This is a genomic window from Mesorhizobium sp. M0768 (genome assembly GCF_040320195.1).
Lineage (GTDB): Bacteria > Pseudomonadota > Alphaproteobacteria > Rhizobiales > Rhizobiaceae > Mesorhizobium.
Genome location: NZ_JAMYPD010000015.1, coordinates 65,983 through 80,542, shown reverse-complemented (window position 1 = coordinate 80,542; position 14,560 = coordinate 65,983). Strand labels below are relative to the sequence as shown.

The 14,560-nt window shown below is 63.1% G+C and carries 15 protein-coding genes; 8 read left to right on the top strand and 7 right to left on the bottom strand.

Annotation, left to right across the window (positions count from 1 at the left end):
* Position 1 precedes the first annotated feature (1 nt).
* The 3 genes from NKI08_RS19695 (at position 2) to NKI08_RS19685 (ending at position 2,350) form a co-directional block, all read left to right on the top strand.
* Positions 2-802 carry a FadR/GntR family transcriptional regulator gene (locus tag NKI08_RS19695; RefSeq protein WP_352771601.1) on the top strand — a complete coding sequence of 267 codons (801 nt, stop codon included), beginning with the start codon at positions 2-4 and terminating at the stop codon, positions 800-802.
* Between the two features lie 5 nt (positions 803-807).
* A complete protein-coding gene (locus NKI08_RS19690; protein ID WP_352771600.1) occupies positions 808-1,683 on the top strand; it encodes an aldose 1-epimerase in 876 nt (291 codons plus the stop codon).
* A gap of 202 nt (positions 1,684-1,885) precedes the next feature.
* On the top strand, positions 1,886-2,350 hold the full coding sequence (locus NKI08_RS19685) for a cupin domain-containing protein (protein ID WP_352470574.1): 465 nt from the start codon (positions 1,886-1,888) through the stop codon (positions 2,348-2,350).
* A 65-nt stretch (positions 2,351-2,415) separates the two neighbouring features.
* Here the strand turns inward: NKI08_RS19685 and NKI08_RS19680 are convergent, their stop codons facing one another.
* The 6 genes from NKI08_RS19680 to NKI08_RS19655 all read right to left on the bottom strand — a co-directional run bounded on the left by NKI08_RS19680 (position 2,416) and on the right by NKI08_RS19655 (position 9,838).
* Entirely contained in the window at positions 2,416-2,919 is a 504-nt protein-coding gene (locus NKI08_RS19680; protein WP_352470573.1) for a sarcosine oxidase subunit gamma, read from the bottom strand.
* Entirely contained in the window at positions 2,912-5,866 is a 2,955-nt protein-coding gene (locus NKI08_RS19675; protein ID WP_352771597.1) for a sarcosine oxidase subunit alpha family protein, read from the bottom strand. The genes NKI08_RS19680 and NKI08_RS19675 overlap by 8 nt, the downstream gene beginning before the upstream one ends.
* Positions 5,863-6,144, bottom strand: coding sequence for a sarcosine oxidase subunit delta (locus NKI08_RS19670; RefSeq protein ID WP_352771595.1), 282 nt, complete (start codon positions 6,142-6,144; stop codon positions 5,863-5,865). Before NKI08_RS19670 ends, NKI08_RS19675 begins: the two co-directional genes overlap by 4 nt.
* Positions 6,145-6,157: 13 nt before the next feature.
* Complete coding sequence (locus NKI08_RS19665; RefSeq protein WP_352771593.1) at positions 6,158-7,414, bottom strand: sarcosine oxidase subunit beta family protein; 1,257 nt, start codon at positions 7,412-7,414, stop codon at positions 6,158-6,160.
* Between the two features lie 10 nt (positions 7,415-7,424).
* Positions 7,425-8,573 carry a M24 family metallopeptidase gene (locus tag NKI08_RS19660; RefSeq protein WP_352771592.1) on the bottom strand — a complete coding sequence of 383 codons (1,149 nt, stop codon included), beginning with the start codon at positions 8,571-8,573 and terminating at the stop codon, positions 7,425-7,427.
* Positions 8,574-8,647: 74 nt separating this feature from the next.
* Positions 8,648-9,838 (bottom strand): M24 family metallopeptidase, encoded by a 1,191-nt coding sequence (locus NKI08_RS19655; RefSeq protein ID WP_352771590.1) that lies wholly within the window; start codon positions 9,836-9,838, stop codon positions 8,648-8,650.
* 242 nt (positions 9,839-10,080) lie between these two features.
* On the opposite strand from NKI08_RS19655, the gene ehuB reads away from it, so the two are divergent.
* The 5 genes from ehuB to NKI08_RS19630 are packed head-to-tail and all read left to right on the top strand — an operon-like array spanning position 10,081 to position 13,893.
* Positions 10,081-10,950, top strand: coding sequence for an ectoine/hydroxyectoine ABC transporter substrate-binding protein EhuB (gene ehuB, locus NKI08_RS19650; RefSeq protein WP_352771588.1), 870 nt, complete (start codon positions 10,081-10,083; stop codon positions 10,948-10,950).
* Positions 10,951-11,004: 54 nt separating this feature from the next.
* Positions 11,005-11,733, top strand: coding sequence for an ectoine/hydroxyectoine ABC transporter permease subunit EhuC (gene ehuC / locus NKI08_RS19645; protein WP_352771586.1), 729 nt, complete (start codon positions 11,005-11,007; stop codon positions 11,731-11,733).
* Positions 11,730-12,389, top strand: coding sequence for an ectoine/hydroxyectoine ABC transporter permease subunit EhuD (gene ehuD / locus NKI08_RS19640; protein ID WP_023674259.1), 660 nt, complete (start codon positions 11,730-11,732; stop codon positions 12,387-12,389). Before ehuC ends, ehuD begins: the two co-directional genes overlap by 4 nt.
* Positions 12,386-13,165 carry an ectoine/hydroxyectoine ABC transporter ATP-binding protein EhuA gene (gene ehuA, locus NKI08_RS19635; protein WP_023717024.1) on the top strand — a complete coding sequence of 260 codons (780 nt, stop codon included), beginning with the start codon at positions 12,386-12,388 and terminating at the stop codon, positions 13,163-13,165. The genes ehuD and ehuA overlap by 4 nt, the downstream gene beginning before the upstream one ends.
* Entirely contained in the window at positions 13,162-13,893 is a 732-nt protein-coding gene (locus NKI08_RS19630) for a GntR family transcriptional regulator (RefSeq protein WP_352768591.1), read from the top strand. The genes ehuA and NKI08_RS19630 overlap by 4 nt, the downstream gene beginning before the upstream one ends.
* 146 nt (positions 13,894-14,039) lie before the next feature.
* Here the strand turns inward: NKI08_RS19630 and NKI08_RS19625 are convergent, their stop codons facing one another.
* On the bottom strand, positions 14,040-14,471 hold the full coding sequence (locus NKI08_RS19625) for a VOC family protein (protein ID WP_352771584.1): 432 nt from the start codon (positions 14,469-14,471) through the stop codon (positions 14,040-14,042).
* Between the last annotated feature and the right edge of the window lie 89 nt (positions 14,472-14,560).

The following is a 14,560-nucleotide window of genomic DNA, read 5'->3' as shown; positions in this document are numbered from 1 at the left end:
GATGGACGCGGCGATCGCTTCGACTGGCCAAGGCAAGCAGGACATTCCTGCCGCAGATGGCACCACGTCATCGCTCAAGGATCGCATCGCACGCGATCTCGGACAGCGCATCCTCGCCGGCTCCTACGCCCAGCACTCCGTCCTGCCGACGGAAGCCGAGCTTTGCGTTATCTACGGGGCCAGCCGCACCGCGCTTCGCGATGCTCTTCTGACGCTTTCGGCGAAAGGATTGATCGAGGCGCGCAAGCGGGCCGGGACGCGTGTGCGCGTGTCGAGCGAATGGAACAGGCTGGATGCACAGGTTCTGGAATGGATGCGCGATATCGAGCCCGATCTCGATTTCGTCCGCGGATTGATCGAGGCGCGGCTGGTCATTGAACCCGCTGCCGCCCAACTTGCGGCCAAGATGGCGACGTCAGGCGATCTCGCGGTCATCGAAGCGGCCTATGAAGCCATGCGCATTGCTCCGCAGGATGATCTCGCTGCGTGTCTCGATGCCGACGTCAGGTTTCATACGGCCATCCTGCGTGCCAGCCGCAACCCGGTGTTCGCCAATCTCGGCAATATGCTTGCGGCCGCCCTCAGCTTCTCCTTCCGCTTGACCACATCGGCCACCGCTAATTATCAGCAGACGCTGAGCGCGCATGGCGACGTGCTGGAGGCAATCAGGATGCGGAGGGCCGACGATGCACACGATCAGATGAAGGCGCTCATCGGGATCGCGTCGAACGACCTTCTTGCAGTGGCTCGCAAAGGCCGCCATCAACAGCCGATCTCCGCTGCCAAGGCCAGTACCGTCTGAAGCGGATGGTCGGGACGATCAAGATCAGAAGCGGAGACCTGTCTGCTGAAATCGTCCCATCGCTTGGGGCAGGTCTTGCGAGACTGGACCATGGACGCGTGCCGCTCTTCAGGCCTTGGCCGAACGGCGGGAGCAGCAACCCGTTCGACCTTGCCTGCAACCTGCTTTTGCCATGGTCAAATCGCATCTCGGGCGGCGGGTTCACATTCGACTCCAAATTCCACGAACTGCCTGCCAATGTTGCACGCGAGCCATTTCCCATTCACGGCAATGGATTTTCGAGCGAGTGGGACGTCGACAGCGTAACGCAGGACAACGCAAAGCTGTCGCTCATCAGCAACGGGCCCGGCCCATACCGATATCGCGCCGAGGTGAGCTACGCGCTGGCCGGACAGGGGCTCGAGCTGAAACTTCGCATCGTCAATCGGGCCTCGATCAGATTGCCGTTCGGGCTTGGCATCCATCCATGGTTCCCGAGAACAGCGTTGACCACGCTTCACGCCGCGGCATCACAGGTTTGCCTCGAACGGCCCAACCATCTCCCTGAACGATATGTGGATGTCAAAACCCATCCTGACTGGGATTTCGGCGCCCCGGCCGCCTTGCCGAGCGGATGGATAAACAATGTGTTCGCTGGCTGGGATGGTGTCGCCTCCATATCTTGGCCAGAGCACAGTTGCAGCCTGCGGATTGAAGCTTCATCGCCCTTGAATTTCTACCTTCTCTATTCGCCATCGGACGAGAGCGACTTCTTCTGTTTTGAACCGGTCAGTCATGTTGTCGATGCTCATAATCGGGGTTCGATCGACAAATGGAATGGACTGTCGGTGCTTGGGCCCGGCGAGAGCCTGGCAGCCCGTTGCAGCTTTGACGTCAGTTAGGCGGACCTCTGCGGCGCCCTCGAATTGGCGGATGTCGGCCAGCATGTCCGGTGACAACGAAGCCGTCTTTTCGTCCAAACGGAGCTTGGGAAGAGGGAACTCCGGCGACCGGGAACCCGCGAGCCAGTTCGACGTTTGCCGGATGTCGCCGCGCAGCTCGTCTGCTTGACGGCCCACCAAATGTGCCTGGCAGGATTGATCAATGACGGATGTTGAACCAAAAGAATTCGTGCTCGCGGGCATCGTCATGAAGCGACTGGTCTCCGGCGAACAGACGGGAGGCTTGTTGAGTCTGTTCGAAAACAGAAGCGACGGGCACACCAAAACGCCAATCCATGTTCATGCGAATGACGACGAGACGGTCTACGTCATCGAAGGGCACTTGACCGCAATTGTGGACGGTGTGGTCCGAACGCTCTCGCCCGGCGAGAGCATGTTTTTGAAGCGGGGCATCCCGCACCAGCTTATGAATCCCGGCAACCAGCTCGTTCGCTATATCCTGATAGACACGCCAAGTGTGTTCGAGCAGTTTCTCGCCGAAGGTGGCCATGAACGCAGCAAGGGAGAGGTGGTCGGGCCGCCGACGCCTGCCGATATCGAGCGGCTCAAAGTAGCCGCGCCGAAGTTTGGGATTACGCTCCTGCAGGACTGGCCGGCAAGAGAGTAGATGGCTTCGTGATGGCGGCTTGGATCGCCGCTAAAGCCGGCCCTTGCCCGAGGAACCGGTATTGGCTAGCCGTCGGCAATCCAATCCGAGAGGCTTCGCGAAAAACTTCGCGGCACGATGAGTTCGCACGCGGTCTCGCCGGTGCGCAGGAAGAGCACGGGCACGTGATGGAAGGATGTTTGCACGGCGCGGCCCGGAGCGGCGGTCGGCGCGTGCCAGTTGACGGCAATGCAGCCGGACAGAAGCCTTGCGATACCAGGGCCGGCCATTTTCAAACGAACACGACCTTCCCCGAGGGGCACGGAACAGCCGAGATCGGGGTCGACGACAAGGGCTGGCGCTTCTGTGCCTTCGTCGAGAGCCAGCCAAAGGCGGCGAGGTGCAACGCGGATGGTCAAAAGGCCCTTGTGGCGAACCGTCTCTCCCACCGAAGCGGGAAGTTTCGTGTTGAGCGACGCCGAGACGCTCTTTTCGAATTGTCTCAGTGTCGCGTCCCAGCCCTCGATCTGGATAAGCGGACAATCCGCCACGGACAGACTGAAATCCCGAGAAGAGGTCAAGCTAGCCATGCAGCCGTTCTCCCTGCGGATCGATGAATACCGGCGAGACAACGCGGGCGCGAACCGTTTCGGCCTTCATCGGATAGACCGCCACGACCTCGCTTCCTTCTGCCGCGACATCACCGGCAAGCAGGGCCAATCCGACATAGCGGTCGAGTTCTGGGCTAAAGGTGATCGAGGTCACCCGGCCGCGGCCATGGCCCTCGATCTTGTCGTCGGGCAGGAACAGGATCGCCCCGCCGCGGAGGCGCTTGCCGTCTTCGGCGCATTCCAGTCCGACCAGCCGCTGGCGCTCAGGCGCCTGATAGGCCTGGCGGCGGCGCAGTACATCGCCGACGAAGCCGCTGCGCTTGCCGGCCATGCGGCCGAGGCCGAGATCGTCGAGCGTCGTGCGCCCATCGATCTCCGGTCCGGCGACATGGCCCTTTTCGACCCGCAGCGCGCCGAGCGCCTCGACACCGTAAGGCTTCAGGTCGAAGGGTCTGCCGGCTTCGAGCAAGCGGCTCCAGAGCTGTTCACCGGCAGTGGCGCCGACATAGACTTCGTAAGCGCGCTCGCCGGAATAACTGAGGCGCAGGATGCGGAGCCCACGGACCTGCCACTCGCTTTCGAGTAGCCCCATATGCGGAAGCGCCGCGTCGGAAACGTCGAGACCAGGAAAAGCAACACCGAGGATTGCGCGGCTGTTGGGCCCGGCAACCGACATCGCCGCCCATTCATCGCTGACCGAAGTAACGGCCACGCGCAAATCCGGCCAGGCCGTGTCGAGCAGGAATTCGAGACGCGACAGCACATCGGCGGCCTTGGCGGTCGAAGTGGTCATGAAGAACCGGTTTTCCGCTAGCCGCGTCGTGGTGCCGTCGTCGAAGACGATGCCGTCGTCGCGCAGCATGACGCCGTAGCGGGCGCGGCCTATCGCCAGTTTGGCAAAGCCGTTGGCATAGACGCGGTCGAGGAAGATTGCCGCATCCGGGCCCTGGACATCGATCTTACCGAGCGTGGAGATGTCCATCAGCCCCGCGGTCTGACGCACGGTACGCATTTCGGCAACATAGGCTTCGTTCACGTCGCGGCCCGACTGCCGGTAGAAATAGGGCCGCATCCAGAGCCCGACCTCGAGCATCTCGGCGCCATTCGCCATGTGCCAGTCGTGCATCGGCGTGCGGCGGATCGGCTTGAAATGATGGCCGACGGCGCGTCCGGCAAGCGCGCCGATCGCCACCGGCGTATAGGGCGGGCGGAAGGTCGTGGTGCCGGTCTCGGGAATCGTTGCGCCGCGCAGCGCTGCCATGGCGGCAAGTGCGGGAAAATTGCTGGTCTTGCCCTGATCGGTGCCCATGCCGAGCGTGGTGTAGCGCTTCAGATGCTCGACCGATTCATAGCCCTCACGATGGGCGAGCTCGATATCCCCGGTCGTCACGTCCATCTGGAAATCGACGAAGGCTTTTCCACGTCCGACCGAAGGGGCTTCGCGAAGTAGCGTCGTAGCGGTCTCGCCGAGATCGAGTTTCGATGGAGCGGGCACCGGCGCTGACTTGCCGCGGGAGGCTGCCGCTTCGATGCCGGCGCGATGGCCGTGCTCGACGGCAGCGGCGGTCGCATAAGCTCCTATCATTGCGCCGGCGCCGAACTGGCTGGCTGAAAAGACGCCCGGCACGAAGCCGTCAATGTCGTCGCGATAGACAGGTTTGACACCGAGGTGGGAGGTGAGATGCACGGTTGGCGACCAGCCGCCGGAGATGCAGACCAGGTCACAGGCGGCCGAGGATTGTCCCTCCGGTCCATTGAGCGTTACGCGCCTGACGGTATGGCCGCCGTGCAGGTCGACGATGCGCGTTGCGGCCCGCACCACCACGCCGAGCCGTGCGGCTTCCGCGGCAAGTGCTGCGGGCGGGACGGCGCGCAGATCAGCAACCGTCACCTCCGCGCCGGCTGCGGCGTAATCGAAGGCGGTGCGCCAGGCACCGTCATTGCTGGTGGCGACGATGATTTTCCTGCCCGGCAGGACGGCGAAACGGTTGAGGTAGGTCCGCGCGGCCGAGGCGAGCATGACGCCGGGCCGGTCGTTGTTCGAGAACACCATTGGTCGCTCGATGGCGCCGGTGGCGAAAACGATGGCGCGGGCGCGCAGCATGGTGACCGTTTGGCGTGTCTCGCCATTCGGCTGCGGATCGGTTGGATCGCGCTGTTCGACCAGTCCAAGCACATTGCCGTCATAGCTGCCGAAAGCGGTCGTCCGCTTCATCAGCGCGACGGTTTCGAAGCCCTCCAACTCGGCCTCGGCCTGCCTCAGCCATGCGGCCGCTGCGCTGTCGGACGGTTCCGCCAGAAGCTGGCCGCCAAGCAGGAAATCCTGCTCGATCAGCGCGACCCGCGCGCCGGCCGCGGCGGCCGCCCGCGCCGCCGACAATCCCGCCGGGCCGCCGCCGACGATGGCGACATCGGCGAAGGCATGATGAACCTCGTAGCGGTCGGGATCGGGGCCGGTGCCGGCTCTGCCCAGGCCGGCCGCCTTGCGGATGAAATGTTCGTAGAACATCCAGGCGCGGCGCGTCGGGCCCATGAAGGTCTTGTAGTAGAAGCCGGCGGACAGAAACGGCGCGAAAAGGCCGTTGACGCTTTGCACGTCGAAGGCAAGCGACGGCCAGCGGTTCTGACTCTCCACGACCATGCCGTCGGCGAGTTCCAGCGTCGTCGCCGGCAGGTTCGGCTCCCGCCTGCCGGCGCTCCCGAGCGTAACCAGCGCATTCGGCTCTTCGGGCCCGGCGGAAAAAATGCCGCGCGGGCGATGATATTTGAAGCTGCGCCCGACCAGAGTGACGCCATTGGCGAGCAGCGCGGAGGCGAGCGTGTCGCCGCGATACCCAATCAGCTTGCGGCCATCGAAGGTGAAATCTACCCGCACCTCGCGACTGATGCGACCACCCGCTGGCAGGCGTTTGCGGTTCGAACTCATGCCGGTTGTTTCCTGACAGTCGATTTCCTGGCGAAGTCGATGGATGCGATCGCGTGGTTGCGGGTGTCGCGTTCGACCACCAGCCATTGCCGGCAGCCGGTCACGTGCTGCCAGAATTCACGGTGCGGGCCGGCCGGGTTTGTCCTGATATAGACGTAGCGGTACCAGGCCTCCGGATCGGCATCGTCATGGGCCGGACGCGTGACCGAGGCATCGCCACCATAGCGGAACTCGTCATGGTCGCGCGGGCCGCAGCAGGGGCATTCGATGCGCAGCATTTTGTCCCGCCTCCTATTGCAGCCAGGCGGAAGGGCCGACGCCGGCCTCATCGAGCGTGTGGCCGGTGCGGAAACGATCGAGCCCGTAGGCCGCGATCAAGGGATGCGGCTTGCCGGTGGCGATCGTGTGGGCGAAGCACCAGCCGGAAGCCGGCGTCGCCTTGAAGCCGCCATAGCACCAGCCGCCATTGAGATAGAGGCCGTCGATCGGCGTCGGGCAGATGATCGGGCTGGCATCGGGAGTCATGTCCATGACGCCGCCCCAGTGGCGCAGCAGACGGACGCGCGAAATGCACGGCATCAAAGCAATCGCCGCCTCCGCCACCTCGCGCACGACGCCGAGATTGCCGCGCTGGGCGTATGAATTGTAGCCGTCGAGATTGCCGCCGAAGACCAACCCGCCCTTGTCGGACTGGCTGACGTAGAAATGGTCGGCGCCGTAAGCGACGACGTGATCTACCAGCGGCTTCAGCGGTTCGGTGACAAAGGCTTGCAGGACGTGGCTTTCGATCGGCAGGTCAAGGCCGGCCTTGGCACCGAGCACGGATGTATGACCGGCAACAGCGAGGCCGACCTTGCCGGCGCCGATCCGGCCTTTCGTCGTCTCGACGCCGACGATACTGTCGCGGTCGCTGAGGAAGCCTGTCACTTCGCAGTTCTGAATTACGTCGACGCCATGGCCGTCGGCGGCGCGCGCATAGCCCCAGGCGACGGCGTCGTGGCGCGCCGTGCCCGCCCGGCCCTGGAAGATGGCACCATGGATCGGAAAGCGGGCGCTGTCGGAAAAATCGAGATAGGGCACGAGACGGCGCACCTCGTCGCGGTCGAGGATATCGGCATCAATGCCATTCAGCCGCATGACATTGGCGCGGTGGCTGAAGCCGTCGAGCTGATCGGCCGAATGCGCCGTGACGAGCTGGCCGCGCTGCGAGAACATGACGTTGAAGTTCAGCGCCCGCGACATGCCCTCCCAGAGCTTCATCGAGAATTCGTAGAACTGGGTGTTGCCGTCGAGCAGGTAGTTGGAGCGGATGACGGTGGTGTTGCGGCCGACATTGCCGCCGCCGACATAGCCCTTTTCGAGTACGGCGACGTTACGGATGCCGTGGTTCTCGGCGAGGTAGAAGGCGGTGGCGAGGCCGTGTCCGCCGCCGCCGATGACGATCACATCATAAGACGGTTTTGGCTCCGCCGCACGCCAGGCGCGCTGCCAATTCTTCTGGCCGGCGAGCGCGTTGCGGAAAATCGAGAGTGCCGAGTAGCGCGCCATGCGTGCGGGCCTATCGAACGATCGGGCCGGCCGGCGTGCGGGTGAGCACTTCGGCGCCCGCGTCGGTCAAAAGTACCGTGTTGGAGACGAAGTCATTGCCGCGACCCGTTCCCATCAGCCATGACAGGATGTGGAAGCTCATCCCCGTTTCGATCTCGAGGTCGGAGTCGTGTCGCAAGCCGGTCACCGAATTGCCGCCGGTCCATGACGGCGGCTGGCCGGCGCCGACAAGGTAGCCGCAGTGATGGCGGCGATAGTGGGAAAGGCCGGCCTCGTCGGCGACGGCCTGCCAGGCGGCGTAAACATCGCGCGCCTTGGCGCCCGGCCGCAGCGCCTCGATGACCGCGTTGAAGGCCTTGGCGGTCACCTCCGCCATTGCGGCGTCTTCATCGCTGATGTGGCCGATGCGAACGAGCCGGCCGAGCGGGGCATGGTAGCGCGAGATGCACCCGGACAGTTCGACAAAGACCGGCTCGCCCTTGCGGTAGATTCCGTCGCCCCAGGTCGTGTGCTCTTCACCCAGGCGCGCGGCCGGGCGGATGAACGGTCCGAAGCCCGGCGCATGACCGCCGGCGCGGATCATTGCCGCAACACATTGGGCGGCGACCTCCTGTTCGGAAGTGCCATCGGAGATCGCGGCGATCGCGGCACCGGCGGCGGCGTCCGTCACCTTTGCGGCACGCCGCATCAGCGCCTGTTCTTCGGCGCTCTTCACCCGCCGCATCTTGTCGATCAGACCGGAGACATCGCTCCACTTTGCATCGGCTTGCGTCTGGAGCGCCACGGCAAGTCCATGGCTAAGGCCGGCCGTCCAGTATTCGAGGCCGATCCGCTTGCCCGACAGGCCGAGCTCCGCAAGCATCCGCGCGGCAAGGTCGGCCGCCGTTTCGCTGTCAGAGTGGCCACGGAATTCCGCTGCCTTCACCTGCTTCTCGATCGTCACCTTCTCCATCGAGCGGGTGACCAGGACGGGGTTTCCCCGGAGCGGAACGATCAGCAGGTGAGGGGCAAAATACCCCCAGTGATCAAGCCCGGTGAGATAGAAGACGTTCTCCGGCGAGGCAAACACCGCCGCGTCGAGCTCCCGCTCGATCAGTGCAGTACGGACCTTTGCCAGGCGGCCGGCGATTTCGGCTTCGGAAAACGGATTGCGGTCCATCGGGCGTCCTCGTGCTTGTTGCCGGCTTGCTGGCGGGCATGGTCTTTTCGGCAGCCGGTTTCCCGGCCGCCATGTCAGTCGATGACGATGAGTTCGCGCGCCACGTCGCAGAGGCGTTCGCCGCCGCGTTCCGTGACGACGAACGATTCCGAGATGGCGATGCCGAAATCGTCGAGCCAGACGCCGGCCATGAAATGGAAGCACATCCCGGACTGCATCTCGGTAGTATCGCCGGGACGAAGGCTTGCAGTGCGTTCACCCCAATCGGGCGGGTATGCGAGCCCGACCGGATAGCCGACCCGGCTTTCCTTCTTCAGCCCGTTCCGTCGCAGGACTGCCTGCCAGGCGGCTTCCACCTGTTCGGCGGTGTAGCCGGGGCGCGCCTTCTCGAGGCCGGCGTCGACACCCTCGACGATTGCCTTGGCCATGTCGAGGATGGCTAGCGGCGGCTTGCCGAAATGTATGGTCCGCGTCAGCGCCGCGTGATAGCGGCGCCTCACGCCGGCAATCTCCAGAATGGCGGGGCCGCTGTCCGGCAGCGGCGCGTCGGACCACGTCAGATGCGGCGTGCTGGTGCCCTCGCCAACGGGCATCAGCGGACAGATCGCGGCATAGTCGCCGCCCGCTCCGGGCACCCCCATGATCTGCGCGTGATAGATTTCCGCAATGACATGGTTCTGAGGCACACCGGGCCGCATTTTCCCGATGGCGCGGTTCATGGCATGCGTGCAGATCGCACCCGCCTCGCGGATCAGCACCAGCTCGGCTTCGGATTTGACCAGCCGCGCCCAGTTAACGAGATCGTGGTTGTTGGCGAAATGCGCGTCGGGCAGCCCCTCGACAAGGTGGGCGTGGCAGCGCGCAGTGTAATAATGCGCGTCCATCTCGACGCCGATACGGGCCTTTCCCCAGCCGCGCGACCGGATCAGTTGGGCGAGTTCGTCATAAGGGTGTTCGACCGGCTGCTGCACCAGCCGTTCCGAGAACGGCACGATGTTTGTCTCGGGCAGGCCGGTGGTCAGGCGTGCGCTCTTGGCATCCTGCGCCCTGCCGAACCAGATCGGCCGGTCCTCCTCCAGATGGACGAGCACGCACTGCGGAACGTAGAACGACCATCCGTCATAGCCGGTCAGCCAGCACATGTTGGCTGGATCCTGACAGACGATGAGATCGAAGCCGGCTTGTTGCATGCGTGTCTTCACGCCGGCGAGGCGCTGCCGATACTCCGCTTGCGTGAATGTCCCGAAGCCCTTCGCGGTCGCCACCGAAATCCTGCCTTCCAGTACGCCGCTTGCCCTTTGATAAAATATGGGCAAGCAGGCCCAAATTGTGCACAACTCGACGTCAATTTGTTGGCTAACTACGAATTATCGCCGAATTTCCATGGTTTCTATATCTCTGCTTGCGAAATGTCTAGGGCAGTTGTATACGTCTGATCAAGCAGGCGTCGACCTCGAAGAAGGCCGCGCCCTGGGAACCATCCACAGTTGTCCAATGGGAGAAAAGCATGTTCAATTCATCGATATCGCGCCGCATGGTCGTGAAAGCGGCTGCCTGCATCGCGCTCGCCGCGACGTCATTGACCTCGCTGTCCGCTCACGCGGAAACCACCCTCGAACGGGCCAAGAAGGACGGCTACATCCGCGTCGGTTTCGCCAACGAGGCGCCGTTCGGTTACGCCACGCCAGACGGCAAGCTGACCGGCGAGGCGCCGGAAGTCGCCAAGGCGGTGCTCGCCAAGATGGGCATACCGCAGGTCGACGGTGTTTTGACCGAATTCGGCTCGCTCATTCCAGGTCTCAAGGCCGGCCGCTTCGATATCATCGCCGCCGGCATGTTCATCACCCCGAAGCGCTGCGCCGAGATCAACTACTCCGAGCCGTCCTACGGCATCGGCGAGGCTATGCTGGTGGCAAAAGGCAATCCGAAAGGCATCAAGGATTTTTCCAGCATCAAGGACAATCCGGATCTCAAGCTTGCCGTGATGGCCGGCGCCGTCGAAGGCGGCTTCGCCAAGGAAGCGGGCGTTGCCGATGGGCAGATCGTCTCCTTGCCCGACCAGTCCAGCCTGGTCGCCGCCGTCCAGTCGGGCCGCGCCGATGCTGCCGCGCTTACCGCCCTTTCGATCGCCGACATGGCCAAGAAGGCCGACGGTGTCGAATCGACCAAGCCCTTCGGCGAGGTCGCCGGCAAGTCGGTGAAAGGCCATGGCGGCTTCGGCTTCCGCAAGGAAGACACCGACCTGCAGCAGGCTTTCAACACCGAGCTGAAGAAGTTCATCGGTTCGCCGGAGCATATCGCGCTGGTCGAGCCACTCGGCTTCGGCAAGGATTATCTGCCCAACAAGACCACCGCAGAGCTCTGCGCTGGCAAATAGGTTCCCAACTGCTGGCGGCGCGAAAGCGCCGCCCTTTTTTCCCGGGGGAATCGCATGGGAATCCGTACGCTCATTGCCATGCTGGTCATCGCGCTGGTCGTGATCGGCGCGTTGGCAACGCAGGAAAGCTATAGAGTGTTCATGCCGGGCCTGCTGCAAGGCGCTGTCCTGACGGTCGAGATCGCCGTCCTCGGCAGCCTGCTGGCAATTATCATGGGCGTGCTTGCAGCACTTGCAAGGATGTACGGCCCGACGCCGCTCAGATGGCTGGCCACGGTTTACGTCGAGATCTTCCGCGGAACGTCGGCACTGGTGCAATTGTTCTGGCTGTTTTTCGTGCTCCCGCAATTCGGCGTCACGATCAACGCATTCGTTGTGGCAGTGCTGGCGCTCGGCCTGAATGTCGGCGCCTACGGATCGGAGTGCGTGCGCGGCGCAATCCTGTCCGTCGCCCGCGGGCAGTGGGAAGCGTGTACGGCATTGAACATGAGCCGCCCACAGATGTTGCGCCGGATCATCCTGCCGCAGGCCTTTGTCGCGATGATCCCGCCCTGGGGCAATCTGTTCATCGAGCTTCTGAAATCGACGGCGCTGGTCTCGCTGATCACGCTTTCGGATCTCGCCTTCAAGGCGCAGCAAATGAACCAGAACACGTTCAAGACCATTCCGATCTTCACCCTCGTTCTTTTGATGTACCTGGCAATGTCGCTGGTTGTGACCATCGGCATGCGGCTTCTCGAAAGGCGGGCGTCGCTCGGACTGGCGCGGGGGAAGGCGGCATGATCTGGGATTGGGGATTTGCCCTGGAAATCCTGCCGGTGCTTGCTCGCGCCGCTGTCATTTCCATCGAAGCGACGCTGATCGGCTTTGCGCTTGCCGCCTCGCTCGGCCTGGTGCTGGCCGTTGTCCGCATCGCCGTGCCATGGACCAGCTGGACGATTTCGGTGCTGGTCGAGCTGATCCGCTCGACCCCGCTGCTCATCCAGATATTCTTTCTCTATTTCGTCTTTCCGAAATTCGGTGTCGTGCTCGACGCTTTCACCGCCGGGGTGCTGGCCATCGGCATCCACTACGCCGCCTATTGCTCCGAGGTCTATCGCGCCGGTTTCGACAACATCCATCGCGGCCAGTGGGAAGCTTCGATCGCGCTCAATCTCTCGTCCTGGACGACGTTCCGCGACATCATCATTCCGCAGGCGATCCCGCCGATCGTTCCGGCGCTCGGCAATTATCTGGTGGCCTTGTTCAAGGAAACGCCGTTGCTTTCCGCAATCGCCGTGATGGAACTGATGCAGACCGCCAAGATCATCGGCTCCGAAACGTTCCGCTACACCGAGCCGATCACGCTGGTCGGCCTGTTTTTCCTTGCCATGAGCCTGGTTTCGGCGGCGCTCATCCGCTCCCTCGAAGGGCTGCTCAACCGGAGGACCACGCGATGACTGAACAACCGATGGTCCGCTTCGACAATGTATCGAAACGCTACGGCACGTTAACCGTTCTCGACGGGCTCAATCTCGAAATAGCGCGCGGCGAAAAAGTCTCCGTCATCGGTCCGTCGGGTTCGGGCAAGACGACGGTGCTGCGCATGCTGATGACGCTGGAGACGATCAATGACGGCGTCATCTGGGTCGAAGGCGAGCCGCTGACCCATATGGAGAGGAACGGCAAGCTTGTTCCCGCCGATCTCGCCCACATCCGCAAGATCCGCGCCAAGATCGGCATGGTGTTCCAGTCGTTCAACCTGTTTCCGCATATGACGGCGATGCAGAACTGCATCGAGGCGCCGATAACGGTGCTCGGCATGAAGCGGGCGGACGCCGAGGCAAGAGCGGCCGAACTGCTGGAGCTGGTCGGTCTGGCCCAGAAGAAGGACCACTATCCGTCACAGCTTTCCGGCGGCCAGCAGCAGCGCGTCGCCATCGCCAGGGCGCTGGCAATGCGGCCCAAGATCATGCTGTTCGACGAGGTGACGTCGGCGCTCGACCCGGAGCTTGTCGGCGAAGTGCTGCAGGTGATAAGGCAAATCGGGCGCGAGCATGATCTCACCATGCTGATGGTCACCCATCAGATGGGCTTCGCCAAGGAGTTTTCCGACCGCGTTTGTTTCTTCTATCAAGGCAAGATCTGCGAGCAGGGACCGCCAAGCGAACTGTTTGGTGCTCCCAAGAACGAGCGGACACGGCAATTCCTGCACGCTGTCCTGGAGGCTGGGTGACGATCGAGACAGAGGCCAAGCCGCCCACGACGGTGACCGCCGCGCCGCCGCGCCCGCTCTCCGCGCGGGAGCGGTTCGAGCGCATCTACCGGATATTGCGCGACCGCATCTGCCTGCTCGATTATGCGCCGGGAAGCCACCTGTCCGAGGAAGAACTTGCCCAGGAATTCGAGATCAGCCGCACGCCGGTCCGGCGCGTCCTGGCGCGCCTTGAATCCGAGGGTCTGGTTCAATCCGTCCACGGCGTCGGCACGATCGTCACCGACGTCGACATCGAGGAATTGCAGCAGGTCTATCATCTGCGCCTGGAACTGGCGCTCCTCGTCGGCAAGCTTTCGCCGATTCCGCGCACGGCGGACGATCTTGACCGGATACGGGCGCTCATCGCGCGCTGCGATGCCGATATACTCAATCCCGACCAGCGCGCTTTCCTGCGCCTCAACATGGATTTTTTCTACGAGCTCACGGCGATGACCGGCAACCAGCCACTGCGCGAGATCAGCGAGCGCCTGTATTTTCAGGTCGCGCGCGTCGTCCTGAAGCTGATGCCGCAGTTGGGCCTTGTCGAGGAATTCACCGCATTCCGCCGCGAAATGGAAGAGGTCCTTGCCGCCGCCGAAATCGGCGACTGGGAGTCCATCGGGCACATAAGGCGGGCGCATATCTCAATGAGCTTCCGCCGCATGATGCGCCATGCAGGCGTGGCGAATCTGGATAGAGCTACATAATCAGCCCCCGTAAGATTGTGCTAGTGGCCTGCCGTCGAACTGGCTTCGTTTGCCAGGGAAAGCAGGCCGCCCGCCCCGATGCCGATAGAATTTGCCAGCACCGGGAATGACCGGAACGGCCCGATCCTACAGGGCCATACCTGCCCTCAGAGAGCGTCCTCATTCGGTATGTTGGCGGGGTTCCAGACGACCTCCCACAGGTGTCCGTTCGGATCGCGGAAGTATCCGGCATATCCGCCAAAGAACGTGTCCCGGGCAGGCTTGATGATCTCGGCTCCGGCGCGAGCGGCCTCATCCATCACTTGATCGACTTCTTCGCGGCGCACAACGTTGTGTCCGACTGTGAACGAGGTCGAGCTGATCGGCGCCTTGGGCAGGCCAGTGTCGTAGGCGAGGTCGTCCTGCGCCCAGATCGCGAGCTTCAACCCGCCGGACAGCGTGAAGAACGCGACGGCGCCATGCTCGAACTCGCGGCCAATGATCCCTTCCGTCGGCAAGCCGAGACCGTCGCGGTAGAACGCCAGAGAACTCTCGAGGTTGGCGACAGCGATAGTCAAAACCGAAATGCACGGTTTCATGGCGATCTCCTCTGGTTGTCGGAGACACCAGGATAAAGTCGGGCGACAGTGACGAATTGAACAAAACGGCCAATGAAGAGCGCGACGTG

Coding starts and splice junctions, on each gene's coding strand:
- ehuC (WP_352771586.1), top strand. CDS start 11,005: ATGGGAATCCGTACGCTCATTGCCATGCTGGTCATCGCGCTGGTCGTG.
- NKI08_RS19695 (WP_352771601.1), top strand. CDS start 2: ATGGACGCGGCGATCGCTTCGACTGGCCAAGGCAAGCAGGACATTCCT.
- ehuD (WP_023674259.1), top strand. CDS start 11,730: ATGATCTGGGATTGGGGATTTGCCCTGGAAATCCTGCCGGTGCTTGCT.
- NKI08_RS19690 (WP_352771600.1), top strand. CDS start 808: ATGGTCGGGACGATCAAGATCAGAAGCGGAGACCTGTCTGCTGAAATC.
- NKI08_RS19660 (WP_352771592.1), bottom strand. CDS start 8,573: ATGGACCGCAATCCGTTTTCCGAAGCCGAAATCGCCGGCCGCCTGGCA.
- NKI08_RS19625 (WP_352771584.1), bottom strand. CDS start 14,471: ATGAAACCGTGCATTTCGGTTTTGACTATCGCTGTCGCCAACCTCGAG.
- NKI08_RS19670 (WP_352771595.1), bottom strand. CDS start 6,144: ATGCTGCGCATCGAATGCCCCTGCTGCGGCCCGCGCGACCATGACGAG.
- ehuB (WP_352771588.1), top strand. CDS start 10,081: ATGTTCAATTCATCGATATCGCGCCGCATGGTCGTGAAAGCGGCTGCC.
- NKI08_RS19680 (WP_352470573.1), bottom strand. CDS start 2,919: ATGGCTAGCTTGACCTCTTCTCGGGATTTCAGTCTGTCCGTGGCGGAT.
- NKI08_RS19685 (WP_352470574.1), top strand. CDS start 1,886: ATGACGGATGTTGAACCAAAAGAATTCGTGCTCGCGGGCATCGTCATG.
- NKI08_RS19665 (WP_352771593.1), bottom strand. CDS start 7,414: ATGGCGCGCTACTCGGCACTCTCGATTTTCCGCAACGCGCTCGCCGGC.
- ehuA (WP_023717024.1), top strand. CDS start 12,386: ATGACTGAACAACCGATGGTCCGCTTCGACAATGTATCGAAACGCTAC.
- NKI08_RS19675 (WP_352771597.1), bottom strand. CDS start 5,866: ATGAGTTCGAACCGCAAACGCCTGCCAGCGGGTGGTCGCATCAGTCGC.